This window comes from Mesorhizobium sp. M0816, from assembly GCF_040320005.1.
In the GTDB taxonomy this organism is placed as follows: Bacteria; Pseudomonadota; Alphaproteobacteria; order Rhizobiales; family Rhizobiaceae; genus Mesorhizobium.
In genome coordinates this window covers 118,156-138,415 of record NZ_JAMYOT010000014.1, presented here as the reverse complement: position 1 = coordinate 138,415, position 20,260 = coordinate 118,156, and the positions used below count along the sequence as shown (strand labels likewise).

20 protein-coding genes are annotated in these 20,260 nt (G+C 62.6%); 10 read left to right on the top strand and 10 right to left on the bottom strand.

The features are described 5' to 3' along the window. Positions 1-72 precede the first annotated feature (72 nt). The gene (locus tag NKI17_RS22135) at positions 73-666 is read right to left on the bottom strand and encodes a helix-turn-helix domain-containing protein (protein WP_031211731.1); all 594 of its coding nucleotides are present in this window, start codon (positions 664-666) and stop codon (positions 73-75) included. A 269-nt stretch (positions 667-935) separates the two neighbouring features. On the opposite strand from NKI17_RS22135, the gene NKI17_RS22130 reads away from it, so the two are divergent. Continuing rightward, positions 936-1,634, top strand: a complete 699-nt coding sequence (locus NKI17_RS22130; RefSeq protein WP_352623286.1) for a nitroreductase — start codon at positions 936-938, stop codon at positions 1,632-1,634. A gap of 19 nt (positions 1,635-1,653) precedes the next feature. On the opposite strand, the gene NKI17_RS22125 is transcribed toward NKI17_RS22130, so the two are convergent. Genes NKI17_RS22125 through NKI17_RS22110 form a run of 4 tightly spaced genes read right to left on the bottom strand, consistent with a single transcriptional unit; the run spans position 1,654 to position 6,794 of the window. Next, the gene (locus tag NKI17_RS22125; RefSeq protein ID WP_023676538.1) at positions 1,654-2,241 is read right to left on the bottom strand and encodes a sarcosine oxidase subunit gamma; all 588 of its coding nucleotides are present in this window, start codon (positions 2,239-2,241) and stop codon (positions 1,654-1,656) included. Beyond that, complete coding sequence (locus tag NKI17_RS22120) at positions 2,234-5,230, bottom strand: sarcosine oxidase subunit alpha (protein ID WP_352568958.1); 2,997 nt, start codon at positions 5,228-5,230, stop codon at positions 2,234-2,236. The genes NKI17_RS22125 and NKI17_RS22120 overlap by 8 nt, the downstream gene beginning before the upstream one ends. Then, on the bottom strand, positions 5,227-5,523 hold the full coding sequence (locus tag NKI17_RS22115) for a sarcosine oxidase subunit delta (RefSeq protein WP_023676536.1): 297 nt from the start codon (positions 5,521-5,523) through the stop codon (positions 5,227-5,229). Before NKI17_RS22115 ends, NKI17_RS22120 begins: the two co-directional genes overlap by 4 nt. Positions 5,524-5,534: 11 nt before the next feature. After that, positions 5,535-6,794 (bottom strand): sarcosine oxidase subunit beta, encoded by a 1,260-nt coding sequence (locus tag NKI17_RS22110; protein WP_352568999.1) that lies wholly within the window; start codon positions 6,792-6,794, stop codon positions 5,535-5,537. 250 nt (positions 6,795-7,044) lie between these two features. Between NKI17_RS22110 and NKI17_RS22105 the strand changes: the two genes are divergently transcribed. From NKI17_RS22105 to NKI17_RS22065, 9 genes are all read left to right on the top strand, one after another. Beyond that, a complete protein-coding gene (locus NKI17_RS22105) occupies positions 7,045-9,534 on the top strand; it encodes a mechanosensitive ion channel family protein (RefSeq protein WP_352568957.1) in 2,490 nt (829 codons plus the stop codon). 156 nt (positions 9,535-9,690) lie between these two features. Then, positions 9,691-9,954: a hypothetical protein gene (locus tag NKI17_RS22100; protein WP_023676533.1), complete on the top strand. Its 264-nt coding sequence runs from the start codon at positions 9,691-9,693 to the stop codon at positions 9,952-9,954. A gap of 268 nt (positions 9,955-10,222) precedes the next feature. Further along, positions 10,223-12,784, top strand: coding sequence for a GcvT family protein (locus tag NKI17_RS22095; RefSeq protein ID WP_352568956.1), 2,562 nt, complete (start codon positions 10,223-10,225; stop codon positions 12,782-12,784). 7 nt (positions 12,785-12,791) lie between these two features. Next, entirely contained in the window at positions 12,792-13,244 is a 453-nt protein-coding gene (locus tag NKI17_RS22090) for a zinc metalloprotease (protein ID WP_352644788.1), read from the top strand. A 173-nt stretch (positions 13,245-13,417) separates the two neighbouring features. Next, positions 13,418-13,753 (top strand): zinc metalloprotease, encoded by a 336-nt coding sequence (locus NKI17_RS22085; RefSeq protein WP_352644786.1) that lies wholly within the window; start codon positions 13,418-13,420, stop codon positions 13,751-13,753. A 100-nt stretch (positions 13,754-13,853) separates the two neighbouring features. Then, complete coding sequence (locus tag NKI17_RS22080; RefSeq protein ID WP_352644784.1) at positions 13,854-14,696, top strand: DUF1194 domain-containing protein; 843 nt, start codon at positions 13,854-13,856, stop codon at positions 14,694-14,696. Positions 14,697-14,810: 114 nt separating this feature from the next. Continuing rightward, a complete protein-coding gene (locus tag NKI17_RS22075) occupies positions 14,811-15,761 on the top strand; it encodes an ABC transporter substrate-binding protein (RefSeq protein ID WP_352452114.1) in 951 nt (316 codons plus the stop codon). Positions 15,762-15,832: 71 nt separating this feature from the next. Continuing rightward, entirely contained in the window at positions 15,833-16,609 is a 777-nt protein-coding gene (locus tag NKI17_RS22070; RefSeq protein ID WP_023676527.1) for an ABC transporter permease, read from the top strand. Further along, positions 16,606-17,388: an ABC transporter ATP-binding protein gene (locus NKI17_RS22065; protein ID WP_352454622.1), complete on the top strand. Its 783-nt coding sequence runs from the start codon at positions 16,606-16,608 to the stop codon at positions 17,386-17,388. Before NKI17_RS22070 ends, NKI17_RS22065 begins: the two co-directional genes overlap by 4 nt. A gap of 26 nt (positions 17,389-17,414) precedes the next feature. Here NKI17_RS22065 and NKI17_RS22060 read toward each other — a convergent pair whose 3' ends face one another. The 5 genes from NKI17_RS22060 to NKI17_RS22040 form a co-directional block, all read right to left on the bottom strand. Next, positions 17,415-17,906, bottom strand: coding sequence for a GNAT family N-acetyltransferase (locus tag NKI17_RS22060; RefSeq protein ID WP_352454621.1), 492 nt, complete (start codon positions 17,904-17,906; stop codon positions 17,415-17,417). After that, positions 17,903-18,193, bottom strand: a complete 291-nt coding sequence (locus tag NKI17_RS22055; protein ID WP_352454620.1) for a type II toxin-antitoxin system TacA family antitoxin — start codon at positions 18,191-18,193, stop codon at positions 17,903-17,905. The genes NKI17_RS22060 and NKI17_RS22055 overlap by 4 nt, the downstream gene beginning before the upstream one ends. 81 nt (positions 18,194-18,274) lie before the next feature. After that, positions 18,275-19,213 (bottom strand): GlxA family transcriptional regulator, encoded by a 939-nt coding sequence (locus NKI17_RS22050; RefSeq protein ID WP_348625928.1) that lies wholly within the window; start codon positions 19,211-19,213, stop codon positions 18,275-18,277. 350 nt (positions 19,214-19,563) lie between these two features. Further along, positions 19,564-19,698, bottom strand: a complete 135-nt coding sequence (locus NKI17_RS22045) for a hypothetical protein (protein WP_013894968.1) — start codon at positions 19,696-19,698, stop codon at positions 19,564-19,566. A 335-nt stretch (positions 19,699-20,033) separates the two neighbouring features. Then, positions 20,034-20,219, bottom strand: coding sequence for a hypothetical protein (locus NKI17_RS22040; protein ID WP_352452109.1), 186 nt, complete (start codon positions 20,217-20,219; stop codon positions 20,034-20,036). Positions 20,220-20,260 lie beyond the last annotated feature (41 nt).

Genomic DNA, 20,260 nt, shown 5'->3' with positions numbered 1-20,260 from the left:
TCTCCGACTATTTGTTTTGATGCATGTCGTTGTCCCAAAACCGCCACGCACTTTTGGGCGACATGCATTCGTTCAATAGACAGGCGGCGAAACCACCCAGATGACGACAGCCGGCTCGGCTCCAGGATTGCGCCATCGGAACGGCTTGCCGTCGAAGCGGAAGGAGTCGCCTTCGCCAAGCCGGTGCCAGATGCCAGCAATTTCGATGTCGAAACTGCCCGAAGCGACGTAGCCGGCTTCCTCGGTCGGCCGGCGCGCCTCGGCCTTCATCTCGGCACCCGGAGCGAAGACCGAACGCAGCATCTCGAAGCTACCGCCGAGATCGGGCGACAGAAGCTCCTCCACCAGGCCGGAATCGCTTGTGCCAAGCGTGCGCCGGTTGCCGGCGCGCACGACCACGCCGCGCTCGGTCTCGACAGGCACGTCATGGCTGAAGAACAGGCTGACCGGCACGCCGAACAATTCGGCGAAGGCCCTGAGATCGCCGAGCGACGGGACCGACAGACCGCGCTCGACCTGGCTGACCCAGCCGACGGAACGGCCGAGCTTCAGTGCGATTTCAGCAAGCGTCAAGCCGCGCGCCTTGCGCAACGCGCGAATGTCGCCGGCCAGCAGCCGTTCGCCGCTGTCCTGTTCCGATCTGGCGGCGGTTGAGGGCAAAGCCATCCCTGTCTTGGTGAAAAATTCTCAGCAAATTTCATTTGATGGCGGGTTCATGAAAAAATCAAGAGGATTTTCACGCAACCACAAGATTTACTTGCGCCATTTTGACGGTTCGGGCAAAGGCTCGGCGCACGAGCGGCGAGTGGGGCGTCCGGTCGAGGCGGGTAGGCTATCGGGCGTTCAAAAAGACGCGCAAGGATGCTCCATCACTTCTAGTCGGCGCATGATCCTTCCGGAAAATCGGTTCGGGATCATACGCAAAAGGACGGCCCATGCTGGAAAACAACTCCCGGATTGCGGCGGCGATCGTCGATGACGCGATCACCTCGCGGCGGTCGGTACGCGCCTTCTTGCCCGATATGGTCGACGACGAGATCATCCGCGATATTCTCGCCGTTGCCGCGCGCGCGCCCTCAGGCACCAATATGCAACCCTGGAAAGTCTATGTGACCAAGGGCGAGGTCAAGCAGCGCATCACCGACGCCATCCTCAGCTCGGGCATCCGCGCCGAAAAGGCCGAGTGGGACGAGTATCGCTACTATCCCGACCAGTTCTTCGAACCCTATCTGACGCGACGGCGGGCCAACGGTTTCGGCCTCTACGGCGTGCTCGGCATCGGCCGGCGCGAGGTCGACAGGATGCGTGCGCAGCACGACCGCAACTTCGTCTTCTTCGACGCGCCGGTCGGCATGATCTTCACCGTCGACCGGCGGCTGAACAAGGGGTCGTGGATCGACTACGGCATGTTCCTGCAAAACATCATGGTCGCCGCGCGGGGCAGGAGCCTGCACACCTGTCCGCAAGCCGCCTTCGCGCCCTATCACCGGCAGATCAGGCCGGTGCTCAACATTCCCGACGAGGAGATCATCGTCTGCGGCATGGCGCTCGGCCACGAGGATACGTCCAAGCCCGAAAATGCCTTCCGCACCGACCGCGCGCCGCTGGAAGAGTGGGTGACGTTCGCGGAGTGACGTGAAGCGCCGTCCGGCTCTACTGCACTTCGTAGCCGACTTCCTCGCTCGCATGGCAGAGCGCTTTCCAGAACGAGCGGGCAAACGAGCGGAACACATAGATGTCGAACTGATCGGCGCCGGTGCGCTGGATCTGCGCGAAGATGTCGTGATGCATGGTCGAGCGGCCGGCGCCGATCGGGAAGGCCGGCAGCGCGAAGTCGATGGCGAAGAATTTCGCCAGCACCCACTCGGCCTTCGGCCCGGCGATACGGATCGCGGTGCGGCCGTGCGAAAGGTCGGTCACCGTACCGATGGCCGAAGTGACGACACTGGCAAAGGCCGGCGCCAATCCCTCGGCTTCATCGACCACAGTGAACTTTCCCGGCGCAAAGCCGAACACCGACCTGGCGCCGTTCGTCACACCGCCACCGGCGCCGTCGGGCAAAGCCAGGCCGGTGACCGCATGGATGCCGGCCATCAACTTCTTCTCCTCGCCGGGCCAGGCGGCGAGCTGCAGGATCGAACCCGGCCTGGTTTCGGAGAGGATGATTTCGACACCATGCTCGAAATTGCCATGCGAGCCCGGATGCAGCACCGGCTCAAGCGGCGATTGGCGTTCAACCATGCATGCGGCTCCCGTCCGGATCGAAGAAATGGTTGGAGACGATCTCGACCGGCCCGAACCGGTTGCGCAGCGGGTCGGAGACATAAGCGCGCGTGCCGCGCCGCGCCTTGCCGCCCTTGACCAGGGCAAGCGCGATATATTTACCCAGCGCCGGCGAATAGCAGCAAGCGGTGATGTGGCCAAGCGAGCCGTGCGGATTGGCTTCGTCAAGCTCCTCGACGATGTGTGCGCCGCCATTGAGCGGCTGGTTGTCGAGCGAAACAATACCGACGAGTTCCAGGCGGTCGGGCGCGATCAGCCCCTCGCGGTCCATCATCGCCGAACCGATGAACGGCTTCTTCTTCGACAGCATCCAGTCGAGATGCAGGTCGCGTGCCGTGGTACGGCCGTCGATCTCGGCACCGGTGACGTGGCCTTTCTCGATGCGCATGGTGCCCAGCGCCTCCAGCCCGTAGGTCACCAGCCCGAACGGCTTGCCGGCTTCGATCAGCGCCTCCCAGACATGGGTGCCGTAGCCGGCGCCGGAATAGACCTCGAAGGCCATTTCGCCGGAGAAGGACAGCCGGCAGATCATCACCGGCACGCCGGCGATTTCGCCGTGGACGATGCCCATGAAGGGCAGGGCGGCATTGTCGACGGCAGTGCCGCTGACGCAAGCAGCCAGTATCTGCCTTGCCTTCGGCCCGCCGATGGCGGCACCGGCCCATTGGTCGGTCACCGAGGTGACGTGGACCTTCAGCGCCGGCCAGATCACGTCGAGGAAATATTCCAGATGCTGCATCACCTTGCCGGCATTGGCGGTGGTGGTGGTCATCAGGAAATCCTGCTCGCCGAGGCGCCACGTGGTGCCGTCGTCAAAGGCGAGACCGTCCTCGCGCAGCATCAGCCCGTAGCGCGCCTTGCCGACGGCCAGCGTCGAAAACATGTTGGTGTATAGGCGGTCGAGGAATTCCGCCGCGTCGGGGCCTTGCACCGCGATCTTGCCCAGTGTCGAGACATCGACGATGCCGGCGCTCTCGCGCGTGCCTCTCGCTTCGCGGACATAGGCCTGCTCGATCGTCTCGCCGGGATGGCCGTAGATCATCGGCCGATACCACAGGCCGGCGGAATACATGGTGGCGCCGTTGGCGACGTGCCAGTCATGCATCGGCGTCAGCCGCTCGGGCTTCAGATCGCCGAAGCGTTCGGCGGCTAGCGAGCCGATCGACACCGCCGAAAAGGGCGGGCGAAAGCGCGTCGTGCCGACCTGCGGGATCGGCTTGCCCAGCGCCTCGGCCATTATGGCCAGGCCGGGTATGTTGGAGCTCTTGCCCTGGTCGGTTGCCATGCCGAGCGTGGTGTAGCGCTTCAGATGCTCGACCGAGACGAAGCCTTCGCGATGCGCCAGCCGCACGTCATCCGCCGTCACGTCATGCTGGAAGTCGACGAAGCTTTTTCCTTCGGCCTTGATCTCGAACACCGGCGCCGGATCGGGATCGCCAGGTGCTGCTTCGACGGCAGGCAAGGCCGCCGGCGTGGCGGTTGCGCCCGCAGCGGAAAGACCGGCGGCGCGACCTTCGGCGATCGCCTCGGCGGTGGAGAAACTGCCGGTGAAGGCGCCGGCGCCGATCCATTGCTGTGTCGTCGGCTTGGGCGGCAGGAACGCTTGCAATGCTTCGTTCCATTCCGCTTTGGCTCCGGCCTGGCTGGCCAGATGAATGGTCGGCGACCAGCCGCCCGACATCAATAGGCAATCGGCGTGGATGCTGCGCGCATCGCCGGAAAGCGCGCCGTTGACCATGTCGAAGCGCTGCACCTTGAAGCCGGAAAGCGCCTTGCCGCCCTCGGTGGCGATCACCGCGTGGCCAGAAAGGATCTCGGCCTCGGTCTCGCCGGCCAGCTTGCGCATTTCGCTCGAAAGCTCAGGGCGCACGTCGATGATGGCGACGACCACGGCGCCGGCCTTCTTCAGCGCCAGGGCCGCGCGATAGGCGCTGTCATTGTTGGTGAACAGCCCGATCCTGTCGCCGGGCAGCACGCCATATTCAATGGCATAACGCTCGGCAGCATGCGCCAGCATTACGCCTGGCCGATCATTGCCTGGAAAGACCAGCGGACGCTCCAGGGATCCCGTGGCCAGCACCACCGACCTGGCGCGGATCGTCCAGTAGCGATGGCGCGATTCGCCCTTGCCGGGCGTTTCCTTGTGGTCGGTGACACGTTCGAGCGCGGCAAGCGTGTTGCCGTCATAATAGCCCCAGACGGTGGTGCGCGGCAGCAGGCGGATATTGTCACGGCCTTCGAGCTGGCCAGCGGCGCGCGCTGCCCAGTCGGCGGCCGGCATGCCATCGATCGTCTCGCCCGACCAATTGGCCGAGCCGCCGAAATGCGGCTCGAGCTCGGCCAGGATGACGCGTGCACCCTGATCGGCAGCCGCCCTGGCGGCCATCAGCCCCGCCGGGCCGGAGCCGACTACCAGCACATCGCAAAACGCGTTCATGCGTTCGTAGCGCGCCGTATCGGGAGCCGTGCCTGCCTTGCCCAGGCCGGCGGCACGGCGGATGAAATGCTCACAGAACATCCAGAAGCGAGTGCCCTTCAGCGGACCGATCACCGGTCCCATGAAGGTCTTGTAGTAGAAGCCGGCCGACAAAAGCTTGCCGCCGAGCTGGTTCACGGCACTGACGTCCCAGGCAAGCGAAGGGAAGCGGTTCTGGCTGATCGCGGCCAGCCCGTCATAAATCTCGACCATTGTGGCGGGGATGTTCGGCTCGCGAACCTCGCCCCTCAACACTGTGACCAGCGCGTTCGGTTCCTCGACGCTGGCGGTCAGCACGCCGCGCGGGCGGTGATATTTGAACGAACGCCCAAACAGGGTGATGCCGTTGGCCAGCAGCGCCGAAGCCAGCGTGTCGCCGGCATGGCCGGTATAAGGCGCGTCGTCGAAGGTGAAACGGATGGTCCGCAGCCGGTCGATGCGGCCCCCGGCCTCTGTACGGCGCGGGCTCATGGCTTGTCCTCGGCCCGGTGCCGCGCAACCGAGTTGTGGTCGCCGCGCGCGAACGCGGTGCTGGAGATCTCGTGCGTCAGCGTGTTGCGCACGACCCTGAGATGGGCGCGGCAGCCGCCGGAATGCTGCCAGATCTCATTGTGGTCGCCGGCTGGATTAAGCCGGTCGTAGACATAGGCGTTCCAGGCGTCGAGGTTCTGCGAGGCGGGCTGTGGGCGCTGGCGATTGCCGTCGCCCTGATAGGTGAATTCGATCACGTCGCGCGGGCCGCAATAGGGGCAGGTGATGAGCATGGATCTCTAACCTAATGCAGCCGGGGCGTGGCGCCCTGGCCCTTGTCGTCGATCACCAGGCCACGGTAGAAGCGGTCGAGCGTGAAGGCCGAGTTGAGACCGTGCGGCTCGTCCTTGGCAATGGTCCAGGCAAAGCACCAGCCGGAAGCCGGCGTCGCCTTGAAGCCGCCATAGCACCAGCCGCAGTTGAGATACATGCCCGGCAGCGGACCGGTGGTGATGATTGGCGAGCCGTCCATCGACATGTCGCAGACGCCGCCCCATGAGCGCAGCATGCGGACACGGGCCAGCCCAGGGAACAGCGCCAGCATCTCGCTCATCACCTCATCGACGATCGGCAGGCTGCCGCGTTGGGCGTAGCTGTTGTAGCCGTCGAGATCGCCGCCATAGACAAGGCCGCCCTTGTCCGATTGCGACATGTAGAAATGGCCCATGCCGAAGGTCAGGACCGTATCGATGAACGGTTTTAGCGATTCCGTGACGAAGGCCTGCAGCACGTGGCTCTCGATCGGCATCGTCTCGATGCCGGCAAGCCGCATGACCCGCCCGGTGCTGCCGGCAACCGCGACCGCTACCTTTTTTGCGCGGATTTCGCCGCGCGTTGTCGTGACGCCGGTGATGCGGTCGCCGTCGCGCAGGAAGCCGGTGACCTCGCAATTTTCGATGATGTCGACGCCGCGGCGATCTGCGCCGCGCGCATAGCCCCAGGCGACGGCGTCGTGGCGGGCGGTGCCGGCGCGCCGCTGCATCAGGCCGCCGACGATCGGGAAACGCGCGGTGGCTGAGACGTCGAGCGCCGGCACCAGGCGCGCGATTTCGGCCGTGGTCATCAGTTCGGCGTCAACGCCGAGATGGCGCATGGCGTTGCCGCGCCGGGCATAGTCGTCGAGCTGAGCAGGTGTGTGGGCGAGGTTCAGGCAGCCGCGCTGCGAGAACATGACGTTGTAGTTGAGGTCATGGGCCAGGTTCTCCCACAGCTTCATCGAATGCTCGTAAAAGCGCGTGTTGGCCGGCAGGAGATAGTTGGAACGGACCGCCGTGGTGTTGCGGCCGACATTGCCGGAACCGAGCCAGCCCTTCTCCAGCACCGCGACATTGGTGATGCCGTGCTCCTTGGCTAGGTAGTAGGCGGTCGACAGGCCATGGCCGCCGCCGCCGATGACGATCACGTCGTAGGACGCCTTCGGGTCGGGCTTGCGCCAGGCCGGCCTCCAGTCCTTGTTTCCGGTCAGCGCGTTCTTGAGAAGCGAAAAGGCCGAATATTCCGCCATTCTTATTGTCATCCATTTCAGGCTTTGCGGCAGACTATAGAGCAGGCCGCCAACGCAAAGCCAAGATTGCGCCATCGCTTTTCGACTCCCCGACTTCGACTGGATTGGCCGACTTCGATTGGATTGGCCGACTTCGATTGGCGGACTTCGAAAACGAGCCGCCTGGCATGACTTGCCCCGTGATATGAGCGTCTTTATCAAGGACGTGCTTCAAAACTGCCGCTGCCGTCCGCGAGTCGCCAGAAAAATCATGTTCTTTCGTTTACTCCGCCTGGTCCTGATCGTTGCGCTTGTTGTCTTGGCGCCGCCGTCGTTCGACGCGATGGCGCAGGCGCTCGGGCAGGGTGCCGCCGGGCTGGTTACAGACCAGCAGAAGGTCATCCAGAGCCTGACGGCCAAAACCGACGATCTCGAGAAGAAGATACAGCAGGACGGCCAAGACGATGCCACCCTGGTGGAAATCCGCCTGCAATTGGAGGATCTGTCGCGGGCGGCGCTCACCAGCGCGCTGGCGTTCCGCTCGCGTCTCGGCGATATCAACGATCGGATCGAGACGCTGGGACCTCCGCCGGCCGCGGGCCAGCCGGCCGAGCCCGACATCGTGACCGGTGAACGCCAGGCGCTGGCTTCCGAAAAAGCCGAGATTAACGCCGTCATTGCCAGCGCGCAGAACCTGTCGATCCGTGTCAGCGGGCTGATCGAGAAGATCGGCAACATGCGCAGCGAGCTGTTCCGCAATCAGCTCACCAAGCGCTACGTGCTGTCCGATGCATTGAGCCCGGAGGTCATTTCCAACGCCAATGACGAATTTACCAGTTTCTACAAAGCGGTGTCGTCCTGGCTGAGCTTCGCCTTCAAGTTCAAGTTCCAGGCAATTCTTGCCGCGACGTTGATGGCGCTTGCGCTGGCCGCCGTGCTTTTTGTCGGCGGGCGGCGCCTGTTCGGCCGCGTCTTCGAAGCCGATCCTTCCGTCGAGGATCCATCCTATCTCAGCCGCCTGTCGGTGGCGTTCTGGTCGACATTGCTGCCGTCGCTGGCGGTTGGCGCCTTCCTTATCTCGACGGTCTTCTTCTTCAATTATTACAATGTCTTGCGCGGCGACATCGGCATCTTCCTGAATTCGCTGGTTGCCGTTATCGCGGTGGTGTTCTGCGTCAACCGGCTGACCAATGCGGCGCTGGAACCGCGGTTGCCGAACTGGCGTCTGATCCCTGTCGAAACCGGCCCGGCGCGCTGGCTGGTGCGGCTGACGACTGCCATGGCCGTCGCCATCGGCATCAATTATTTCCTGTCGGTCGTCAACGACAAGATGGGCTCGCCGCTATCGCTGACCATCGCCAGAAGCTTTGTCGCCACCATCAGCGTCGGCGTCATCCTGATCCTGATGGGGCTGCTGAAGCCGTTCAAGGCTGCCGACGGGAGCTGGCGCCCGTGGCCGGCATGGCTGCGCTACACCGCCGTCGCGCTAGGGCTATTCACCATAGCGTCGGCGCTGCTCGGCTTTATCGGCCTTGCTATTTTCGTCTCGGTGCAGGTCGTGGTTACCGGCACTATCCTGGTCACCGCCTATATCGGCTTCCTGTCGGCGCGGGCGATCGGCGAGGAAGGTGGTTTCGCCAACACTTCGATCGGGCGCTGGCTAGCGGCCAATTCAAGCTACGAAGAGACCGCGCTCGACCAGCTCGGGCTTGTCGTCAGCGCCGCCATAAACATCATGATCGTGCTGGTGTTCCTGCCGCTGATCCTGTTGATGTGGGGCTTCCAGCCCGGCGACATCCAGGCCTGGGCCTACAAGCTGGCGACGGGCCTCACCATAGGCTCGGTGACGATCTCGGTCACCGGCATCCTCACTGGCGTCGTCGTCTTCATCATCGGCTATTTCCTGACGCGCTGGTTCCAGGGCTGGCTCGACGGTTCGGTGATGGCGCGCGGCCGGGTCGACACCGGTGTGCGCAATTCGATCCGGCTGGCGGTCGGCTATGCCGGCGTCGCGGTCGCGGCACTGGTCGGCATCTCGGCGGCCGGTATCGACCTCTCCAATCTCGCGTTGGTCGCCGGCGCCCTGTCTCTCGGCATCGGCTTTGGCCTGCAGAATGTCGTCTCCAACTTCGTCTCGGGCCTGATCCTTTTGGCCGAGCGGCCGTTCAAGGTCGGCGACTGGATCGTTGCCGGTGACATCAGCGGCACGGTCAAGAAGATCAGCGTGCGCGCCACCGAGATCGAAACGTTCCAGCGGCAGTCGGTGATCCTGCCCAATTCAAACCTGATCAACAATGCGGTCGGGAACTGGACGCACCGCAACAAGCTCGGCCGCATCGATATCAAGGTCGGCGTCGCCTATGGCAGCGACATCAAGCACGTGCATGGCGTCCTGTTGGAGATCGCGCGCAGTCATCCGCTGGTGCTGAAAAACCCCGAACCCTTTGTGCTGTTTTCCAATTTCGGCCCGGCCGCGCTCGAATTCGAGATCCGCGTATTCCTGGCAGACGTTCTTAGTGGCAATATCGTCCAGAACGACATCCGCTTTGCCATCTTCGATGTGTTCGCCGACCAGCATATCGAAATTCCGTCGACACCGCGCGCCGTCGTCGAGACCAAAAAGCACGAGGCGTGGCCGATCGACGACGACAAGATCGAAGTCGAATTCGCCGAGCGGGAACAAGCAAAAGCCCTAGCGGCGGTCGAGGCGAAACGTCTCGCCAAGTCGGGACGCAAGGTACGGAAGCCCGATCCTGACTAGCTGATTGGAGCTTGCCTTCAAGCCTTCGGAAACCAATTGCGGCATGAATGCGGCATTCAGTTGCCGTTCAGCTTGCATTGCATATAAGCTCACCTGCAAACGGCGAGAATGCCTTGCGAAATGCAACAGAGGCGGTGGCAACACCGATACTGCAAAATGTGGAAGTCTCTCGTCGCCGCCATCGCTTTTCTGGCCGTGGGCGGTTCGGCCCATGCCGCCAGCGCGGTCAACAAGGACGCCGAGACCCGCACGCTGATCGTGACGGAAGGCGGCGGCAAGACCGAGCTGGCGCTGGCCGCTGGCGAAACCGTGGAATTTTGCCCGAGCGGCTGTTTTGTTACCTTGCCGAATGGCGACCTCGAGGCGCTGACCGGTTCGGAGACGATTGAGATCTCGGGCGGCGTCGCGCGCATCAAATAAAGTCGACGCCATGATTTTTGAAGGCCGGGCAAACGCCCGGCCTTTTGTTTGCTTCCGGTAATCGGCGATGAAGGTATGCACTTTTCTTCGAAGCTGCGCAGGGCGGGCTCTAGCAGCGCCTTCGTACCGAGCAGGGCGAAGGCGTAGGTCTAACTGCATTCGACGGGCTGGTGGCGCGGGCTTTTTTGGCGATGTCGCAAACAGGCTGCAAGCGCGGCGCCGCGCCGCCCTATAGTCTGCTCGCAATAGCATCTTGGAGTCGCGGGCAATGGCAGGGTTTCCGGAAAAGGCGAAGGTCGTCATCGTCGGGCTGGGCGGCATCGTCGGCGCATCGGTCGCCCATCACCTGATCGAGCGCGGATGGGACGATATTGTCGGCATCGACAAATCGGGCATCCCGACGGATATCGGCTCGACGGCGCATGCCTCCGACTTCTGCTACACGACCAGCCATGATTTCCTGTCGTGCTGGACGACGCTCTATTCCATCGATTTCTACGAAAAGATGGGTCACTACGCGCGCATCGGCGGCCTCGAGGTCGCCCGCGTCGGCGACGACGCTCGCATGGCGGAGATCAAGCGCAAGATCGCCTCGGCGAAGGCCTTCGGCACACGCGCCCGCCTGATCGATCCCGCCGAGATCAAGGAAAAATTCCCGCTGATCGAAGAACAGATGGTACAGGGCGGCCTGTGGGATCCCGACGCCGGCCTCGTCATCCCGCGCTCGCAGACCGTCGCCGGCAAGCTTGTCGACCAGGCGGAAGCTTCCGGCAAACTCAGGGCGTTTGCCAATACGTCGGCCAGGTCGCTCGTCATCGAGAACGGCCGCATCAAGGGCGTGGTGACCGACCGCGGCACCATCGAGGCCGACTATGTCGTGGTCTGCACCGGCATCTGGGGACGGCTGATCGCGGAAATGGCGGGCGAGGACCTGCCGGTCATGCCGATTGACCATCCGCTTACCTTCTTCGGGCCGTACACTGAGTTCGCCGGCACCGGCAAGGAGATCGGCTGGCCGCTGCTGCGCGATCAGGGCAACTCGGCTTACATGCGCGATACCGGCGACCCCAAGACCGCCGAAGGCGGGCAGATCGAATGGGGTTATTACGAAGAGACCAATCCGCGCCTTTGCCATCCGCGCGATATTCTCGAGAAAAACCAGGCGCGGCTTTCGCCGTCGCAACGCGATCTCGACATGGAACAAATCCTGGCGCCGCTCGAGCGCGCCATGGAACTGACGCCGATCCTGGGCGAGCTGGGCTACAATGAGAGCCATTCCTTCAACGGCCTGCTGCAGGTGACGGCGGACGGCGGCCCCTCGATGGGCGAAAGCCAGAAGGTCAGGGGCCTATGGTATGCCGTTGCGATCTGGGTCAAGGACGGCCCCGGCATGGGCAAGCTCATCGCCGACTGGATGACGGACGGCCGCACGGCGATCGACCACCACGCCATCGACTATTCGCGCTTCTATCCGCACCAGACGAAAGAGCAGTTCATCTGGGACCGCTGCACCGAAACGGCGATGAAGGTCTACAACCCGGCTGTCCATCCGCGCGAACCCTTCTCCAAGGCCCGCAATGTCCGCCGCTCGCCCTTCTGGGAGCGCGAAAAGGAACTCGGCGGCTATTTCATGGAGCTCGGCGGCTGGGAGCGCGCCCACGGCTACGCCGCCAACGAGCATCTGCTCGAGAAATACGGCAACCGGGTGCCGGTGCGCCAAAACGAATGGGATAACCGCCACTTCTGGCGCGTCTCGAACGCCGAGCATCTCGCGATGAGCGAGGATTGCGGCATCGTCAACCTGTCGCATTTCGCCATGTACGACGTGGAAGGCCCGGACCATGTCGCGCTGATGGAATGGCTGTGCGCGGCAAAGATCGGCGGTGACGGCAATATCGGCAAGGGCATCTATACCCATTTCCTCGACGAGGAAGGCATGGTGCGCGCCGACCTGACCGTCATCCGCATGGCCGACCGCTGCCGCGTCATCGACGGCGCTGATGCCGGGCCGCGCGACTTCCAGTACATGCGCCGGACGGCAGAGGACAAAGGCTTCGACGTTACCGTCACCGATGTGACCGAGAGATATGTGACCGTCGGCATCTGGGGTCCGAACGCGCGGGCAACATTGGGCAAGGTCGTGGAAAACCCCGACGGACTGACGCCTGAGAATTTTCCCTTTGCCGCGATCAAGCCCGTCAGGATCGCCGGCAAGGACGTGACCGCCTTCCGCATCTCCTATGTCGGCGAGCAAGGCTGGGAACTGCATATGCGCTACGAGGACGGCCTGGCTGTCTGGGACGCGCTGCGGTCGACCGGCGTGATGGCCTTTGGCGTCGAGACCTATGCCAACAGCCGCCGCATGGAGAAGAGCCTGCGCCTGCAAAACGCGGACCTCTTGACCGAATACAATCTGCTGGAAGCCGACCTTGCCCGTCCGAAAGTCAAGGAGGCCGATTTCTGCGGCAAGGCAAAGCATCTGCAATATCGCGCCCGGGTGCATCAGCCGGCCATGCTTTGCACGCTTATCATGACGGACAATACAGATTCGAATGGTGTTCCCCGCTATCCGGTTGGCACGATGCCGGTGATGGACCCGCAAACCGGTGAGACGCTCGTCGACGAGCTCGGCCGCCGCTCCTTCACGACCTCGGTGGCCTATGGTCCGACCCTCGGCAAGAACATCGCGCTCGCCCACCTGCCCTGGGCGTATTGCCAGGAGGGCCGCAAGCTGAGCGTCGAATATTTCGGCGAGAAGTACCCGGTCGAAGTGGCCGCCGTCGGCTACAGGCCGCTCTACGACCCGGAGAACCTCAATCCGCGCAGCTAAGCGTTGCTTGCCTGCCGATTCTCCACACAGGCAAGCCGAGCAGTGCCAGCAGGACCTGAATGCAGAAGCCCGATTCATCGTCGGGCTTTTCGCTTTGTGGAGCGATGATTCTCGCTTACCGTCGCGCTGCGATTGGGGGGTGCCTTTGCGGCGGATCGGCTGGGACAGAAAAAACGATGCGCTTGTGTTTCAGCTGAACCGGAATATCCCGGTTCGCGTCAGCTGGACCTTCGCAATTCCCATTGTGCTGCCCTTCCTGAACGAGTGGGCGAGCCGACCCAAGGATGCACTGATCCATACCTCTATCTTTGCAGCGCTTCTGTTTGCGTCGATATTTCTGCACGAACTGGCACACGCCTGGATCGGACGCCGACAAGGCGTCGCCACTGACAGGATAGAATTAAATCTCTTCGGCGGGCTCACGCGTTTCAAACGCGCCGCAGCGCCATCGCCTGCCTAGGCGCGGATTGCGATAGCGGGTCCCCTGGCGAACGTCGCGCTCGCCGCGTTTTTCGATGCGGCCTATTATCTGGTTTTTGGAGAACTCATCCAGTTGCGCCCGAAAGGCCATTCGGGTGGCTGCCGTCAAGGTCGGCCGGTCCTCTGGAATGGACGCTTTGGATTGGCGCATTGTTGAACGTATCACTTATCATTCTCAACATCCTGCCCGCCTACGATCTGGATGACGGCGTGCTTGCAAGACATTTGTTCCTGAGACGCTTCGGCGTCCGCCGGGCCGCGCAGATCGTCGGCATCTGCGGCATCGTACTTTCAATTCTGCGTTTTGCGATTATCTTGCCTGCCGCGGTTGCAGGTATTCTGTTGTGGCTTCCGCCGTCATTTAAGCCGAACTGGAGGGCAGCGCGCGGGGTCGGTGCTAGAAAACCGAAGCCGGACCCATCCTCCGAGACGGATGTCGAGAAGGCCGTGGAGTGGCGGGGACGGGGCGGGCACCGCATCCACAAATGAAATTCGTTTTCCGGCGGTTCGCAAAAATGTGACCGAATGAGCCCGGCTCTCCACCGGGCTTTTCTCTTTGTCGATCGGCAATTTTCGCTTACCGTGCGGCATGTCTGGTTTTGCAAGACATCTCGTCTCGGGTGCCGCCGCGCTGGCGTCGGTGCTATGGCTGACTGCAAACTCCCGCGCCGCCGAGCCGGTCGACGTCGAACTGGTGCTGGCAGTCGACGTTTCGTTGTCCATGTCGCCGGACGAGCTCGAAATCCAGCGTCATGGCTATGCGGCGGCGCTGACGCATGACGATGTCCTGCAGGCAATCGGCGAAGGCGCTCATGGCAAGATTGCCGTCACCTATGTCGAATGGGCTGGCGCGACCTGGCAGCAGGTCGTCGTGCCGTGGACGGTGATCGCCAATCGTGCCGACGCCGAGCGGCTGGCAGCGCAGCTTTCCGCTCATCCGCCGGCCAGTGCCAGGCGCACCTCGATCTCCGGCGCGCTGGAATTCGCCAGCGATCTCTTTGCTGAAAGCGGCTTCCAGGGCGTCAAGCGGGTGATCGACATTTCGGGTGACGGCCCCAACAACCAGGGCGCACCTGTCGATATCACCCGCGACGCCGTGATCAAGCAAGGCATCACCGTCAACGGCCTGCCGCTGATGACCAGGGGCGGGTTCAGCAGCGCTTACGATGTCAACAATCTCGACCGCTACTACAGCGACTGCGTCATCGGCGGGCCGGGCTCCTTCATGATCCCGGTCAATGACTGGACGCAGTTTCCGGAGGCCATCCGCCGCAAGCTGGTGCTGGAGCTTGCCGGTCCGGCCTCGCCGCAGCGAGCGGCGGAAGAGGCGGCGCATCCGCCATTGGTGCTGGCACAGGACATCCCCGTCACCGACTGCCTGGTCGGCGAAAAAATGTGGCGCGACCGCAGCTGGATGTACGACAGCCGCTGATGGCGGAGTTTGCTGTCGATAGTGACATACCGCAGTGCAGCATCTGCTTCATTGACAAGCCTGCGGGCGTCTGTGACACAATTCCCCATCCGAACACATAAAAGGGGAACCGACATGAACAGGATCGGAATTCTTGCCGCAAGCTTGACGCTTGCCGTCGGATTGTCCGCGCCGGCGATGGCCGCCACATCGGTCAGCATCGGCATCAGTGGATGGACCGGCTTTGCGCCGCTGACGCTCGCCAAGCAGGCCGGCATCTTCGAAAAGCACGGCCTCGACGTCACCTTGAAGAAGGTGCCGCAAGCCAGCCGGCCGCTCGCCATCGCCAGCGGCGACCTGCAATGCGCCGCCACCACGGTCGAGACCTGGCTGGTCTGGAACGCCAATGGCGTGACGACCAAGCAGATATTCCAGCTCGACAAATCCTACGGCGCGGACGGCATCGTCGCCCGCAACGACATCAAGACCGTCGCCGATCTCAAAGGTAAGTCGGTCGCGTCTTCGGCGCCGGGCACCTCGCCCTATTTCATGCTGGCCTGGGTGCTCAACAAGAACGGCATGTCGACCAAGGACGTGACGGTCGTCAACCTGGAGCCGGATGCGGCGGCGCAGGCGTTTCTCGCCGGCCAGAACGATGCGGCGGTCACCTATGAGCCGTTCATCTCGGCGGTGCGCGAAAAGTCCGACCAGGGCCATATCCTTGTGACCACTCTCGACTATCCGATGGTGCTCGATACCGTCGGCTGCACGCCGGAGTTCCTCAAGGCCAATCCGGATGCGGGCAAGGCGCTTGCCGACAGCTATTTCGAGGCACTCGACCTGATCAAGAGCGATCCGGCGAAATCCTATGAGACGATGGGTGCCGACGTGAAGCAGTCGGCCAAGGAATTCGAAGAATCGGCCAAATACCTGAAATGGGCCGACAAGGCTGAAAACAAGCAGTTCTTCACCAAGGAATTCCAGGACTTTTCCAAGACCGCCGGCGAGCTTCTGCTGCAGATGGGTTTGATCAAGGAAGCGCCTGACGTCTCGACATTGGCCGACACCAGCGCCGTCGCCGACTAACCGGCAGGATTGTCGCCCGGCGGCGGCGCGTGCGCCGCCGCTTTTTCATTCAGATCAGAGGACGGTCGAAGATGCCGCGCCCCTTGCATCCGGTCTCGCCGGGCATTCGAACCGTGCTCGGCATTTCGTTCTTCGTGCTGTTCGTGGCGTTCTGGGCGTGGATCACGCTTGGCGGCCATGTCAATCGCATTTTCCTTGCCGATCCGCTGTCGATGGTGAGAGACGGTTGGCGGCTGCTGGTCGAGGACCGCTTCTGGCTCGACATCCTTATCACCATCTGGCGCGTCTTCGGCGGGTTCCTGATGGCGGCCATCGTTGCCGTGCCGCTCGGCATCGTGATGGGTGCCTGGAAGCCCGTGGAGGCGTTTCTGGAGCCGTTCGTCTCCTTCGCCCGCTATCTGCCGGCATCGGCCTTCATCCCGCTGCTCATCCTGTGGGCGGGCGTTGGCGAGCTCGAAAAACTGCTGGTGATCTTCGTCGGCTCGGTGTTCCAGATCATCCTGATCATCGCGGTCAAGGTCGGCGGCACACGGCGCGACCTGGTCGAGGCGGCCTACACGCTTGGCTCGTCCGACAACGGCATCGTGCGGCGCGTGATCATGCCGGCCAATGCGCCGGAGATTGCCGAGACCCTGCGGCTGGTGCTCGGCTGGGCCTGGACCTATGTCATCGTCGCCGAGCTGATCGGCTCGTCGTCGGGCATCGGCTACATGATCATCAACAGCCAGTCGCGGCTGGCGACAGGGCAGATCATCTTCGGCATCATCGTCATCGGCCTGATCGGGCTGTTGTCCGATTTCGCCTTCAAGGCGCTCAACCGTTGGCTGTTTCCATGGAGCCTGGCGTGAGCAAGCTGCTCATCGAAGGCGTCTCGCGCACCTTCGCCGGTGTCGGCGGTGGGCAGCCGGTCAAGGCGCTGATGCCGATCGATCTGGCGGTTGCCGCCAACGACTTCATCACCATCCTGGGGCCATCCGGCTGTGGAAAGTCGACGCTGCTCAGGATCGTCGCCGGCCTCGAAGCGCCGAGTGGGGGACGTGTTCTGCTCGACGGTAGGGTGGTGGACCGGCCCGGTCCAGACCGCGGCATGGTTTTCCAGTCCTATACGCTGTTTCCGTGGCTGACGGTCGCCGAGAACATCGCCTTCGGCCTGCGCGAACGTGGAATGGCCGAGCACGAGCGCAGCGAAATCGTCGCTTCTTACGTCGATCTCGTCGGGCTGAGAGGTTTTGAAAACCATTGGCCGAACCAGCTTTCCGGCGGCATGCAGCAGCGCACCGCGATTGCCCGGGCACTGGCCAACGATCCGGAGATCCTGCTGCTCGACGAGCCGTTCGGCGCGCTCGACAACCAGACCCGCGGGCTGATGCAGGAACTGCTTCTCGGCATCTGGGAGCGCCGGCAAAAAACGGTGCTGTTCGTCACCCACGACATCGAGGAGGCGATCTTCATGGCGTCGCGCGTGGTCGTGATGACGGCACGGCCGGGCCGCATCAAATCGGACGTTGCCGTCGACCTGCCGCATCCGCGCCACTACACGCTGAAGACCAGCCCGGAGTTTTCGGCACTGAAGGCGCGGCTGACGGAAGATATCCGCGTCGAGGCGATGCGCACGGCGCAGATATAGTCGGGTCAGCAAGGCGCCTGAACGGCTCAGAGACTTCGTAAGTCCTTGATAAGCACGTAAAGATGCAGCGGGTCCGTCGGCGATTGCGCGAATCCGTAGTGCTCGTAAAACGTGCGGGCGCCGTCGTTCTTGGCGTGGACGACGACCGCGCGGATACCTGCAATATCGGCCGCCTGCAAACTGCGCAGGACGGCATCGCGCAACAGTCCGCCGCCGACGCCTTTGCCTTGCCAGTCCAGACTGACCGCAAGACGCGCCAGCAGCATTACAGGCACCGGATGGCGTGCGAGACCTTTCGTCAATCGCTCGGGCGCACCCTCATATTTAACTTCACCAACGACCAGGGTATAAAAGCCGATTACATCTTCGCCAGAGAGACCAATGTAGGTCAGCGAAGCATTGGCTTGCTGGTTTTGGAATGCATAGCGTACGAGAAAGCGATTGAGCGGTTCTTCACCGCAGTCGAACATGTCCACCAAATGCTTGCGGGCCAGTTTCTCGATCTGGAATTCGCTCACGCTGGATCGCGACCGGAAAAGATGCTTGGTTCGTTCAATAGGCGCTTGAGGCGGGGGAGATCACGCGTTGGCGCGTCGAGCGCTGCCATGAACGCGACCCATTTTTCGGCATCGAGATGGAGGCTGCGCCGGTCGGCTAATGTTTCTTCGGCTCGCGCAAGCGCGCTTTCAAGCACGAAATCGCTGAGCGAACGGCGTTCAGTCGCGGCGGCGGTTGCGAGTGTACGCTTTGCCTGGGGGGTAAGGCGCAAGTCCAGTTTTTCCGATCTGGTGGTTCTGGTCGTCATTGGTACCTCTCGATTGAAGGATACCACATTTCGCCAGACAATGTCATGACAATTTCGGCCGCGCCCGCGAAACGTGCTGGATCAAGCCGCCAGAAGCTGCTTGCGGTCGACGCGTTCCTGTTGCGGCGAGCGGGCGTACAACTCGCGATAGCATTTGGAGAAATGCGAGGCGGAAACAAAGCCGCAGGCGACCGCCACTTCGACCACCGGCAACGACGACTGGATCAGCAGGTGCCGGGCGCGGTCGAGGCGGATCTCCAGATAGTAACGGGCAGGGGAGCGCCCCATCTCGGTGCGGAACAGGCGCTCAATCTGCCGGCGCGACAGGTCGACATGGTCAGCGACCTCGATCAGCGAGAGCGGCTCGGAGAGATTGGCTTCCATCAGCTCGATAATGGTCAGAACCTTGGAATTCTGCACGCCAAGGCGGGCGCGCAGCGGCAGGCGCTGGCGGTCGGTCGGGCTGCGCACGCGATCAGTCAGCACCTGCTCGCAGACGCGGTTGACGAGGCTTTCGTCGAAATCGTCGCCGATCAGCTTCAGCATCATGTCGAGCGCGGCGGTGCCGCCGGCGCAGGTGTAGATGTTCTGGTCGATCTCGAAGAGGTCGGCGAAGACATTGGCCTTGGGGAACGCCTCGGAAAAGCCCGGCAGGTTCTCCCAATGGATGGCGCAGCGCTTGTTGGACAGCAGGCCTGCGGCGGCCAGGATATGCGCGCCGGTGCACAGGCCGCCGACGGCAACGCCGCGATTGTACTCCTCGCGCAACCAGGCAAAGGCCGATTTGTTCTGGTAGCGCTCGACATTGATGCCGCTGCAGACGATGGCCATGTTCGGCCGGTCCGGTCCGGACATTTTCTTGCGCTCTTCCTCCAGCGAGGTGTTGACGGCGCATTCGACGCCGTTCGAGGCGCGCACCGGCTTGCCGTCGATGCTGGCGAGCCGCCAGCGATAGGCTTCATAGCCGAGCATGCGGTTGGCCGAACGCAACGGATCGAGCGCCGTCGCGAAGGCGATCATGGTGAAATCGGGGACCAGGAAGAATACGAACGATCGCCGGATCGGGTGCTTTACGACGTTCACGGGTAGATCCTCACGCTGCAATGGCGCGAACAGGATGTCGCGATTAGCATAGCGACATCAGGAAAGACGTTTCCTGTCAATTGGCTAGATGGCAACGGAGCGACTTTATTTGCGACACGGGTCGCAAATGGGCGATCGCTATGCGGCGAAGGACGCGACATGCCGCCGGATCGACCAAACGAGCCTACGCAGGCTGCGCACACGAAAACGCCGCCTCGGCAAAACCGAAGCGGCGCTGGATCGACTTCGAAGCAGCGCTAGGCTGCTTCCGCCGGGATTGCCGCGTCTCAGGCGACGAAGCCGAGGCGCGCGGCAGCCATGGCACCGGTCTGGCCAGGCATGGTGTTGGCCAGGCGCTGGCGCTCGAGCGCGGTCGTCAGGTTCATTTCGCGACGGGCAAAGAGGCGGGCAAAAAGCTTCATGATCATCTCCATTCGGTTGCTCAGACGGGTCGCCTTCGCTTGATGGAGTGGGGCAGCTCGTTTGTTGATGATGATATAGGCTTACGTGAGGGGAAACTAAATCGCAAAAGCGAAGCACTTGATATGAAAAGCGACACGGAATGCGACAAATTTGGGCATTCTGCCCAGGATTTTCGATTATTTACAGTGTGTTGATTGCCAGTGCGGGCTGCTATGCGACTTGCTCATATGCGGCATGCGACGGCGACATGGCTCGGGAAAATCATTGGAGTACAAACAAAACGGCCTGCCGGGCTGATCTGCGCGGCAGGCCTTCAGCTGTTGATACACACGGTTTACTTTGCTCCAGCCCAGGATCCCACACCATGGCGAGTGCCGGCCTTGGCATCGGCAGCTTCGGGCCAGCCGATATCCTTCTGCAGTTCAATCGGCAGCGCGCGGATGGCGCGTTCCGTCTGGTAGCGGGCACGGGCCTCGCTGAACTCGGTCGCGATCCGACCGATGGATGACAGGATAGACATCTCATTCTCCTTCGCGTTGGGCCGGGTCGTCCCGGCGCTTG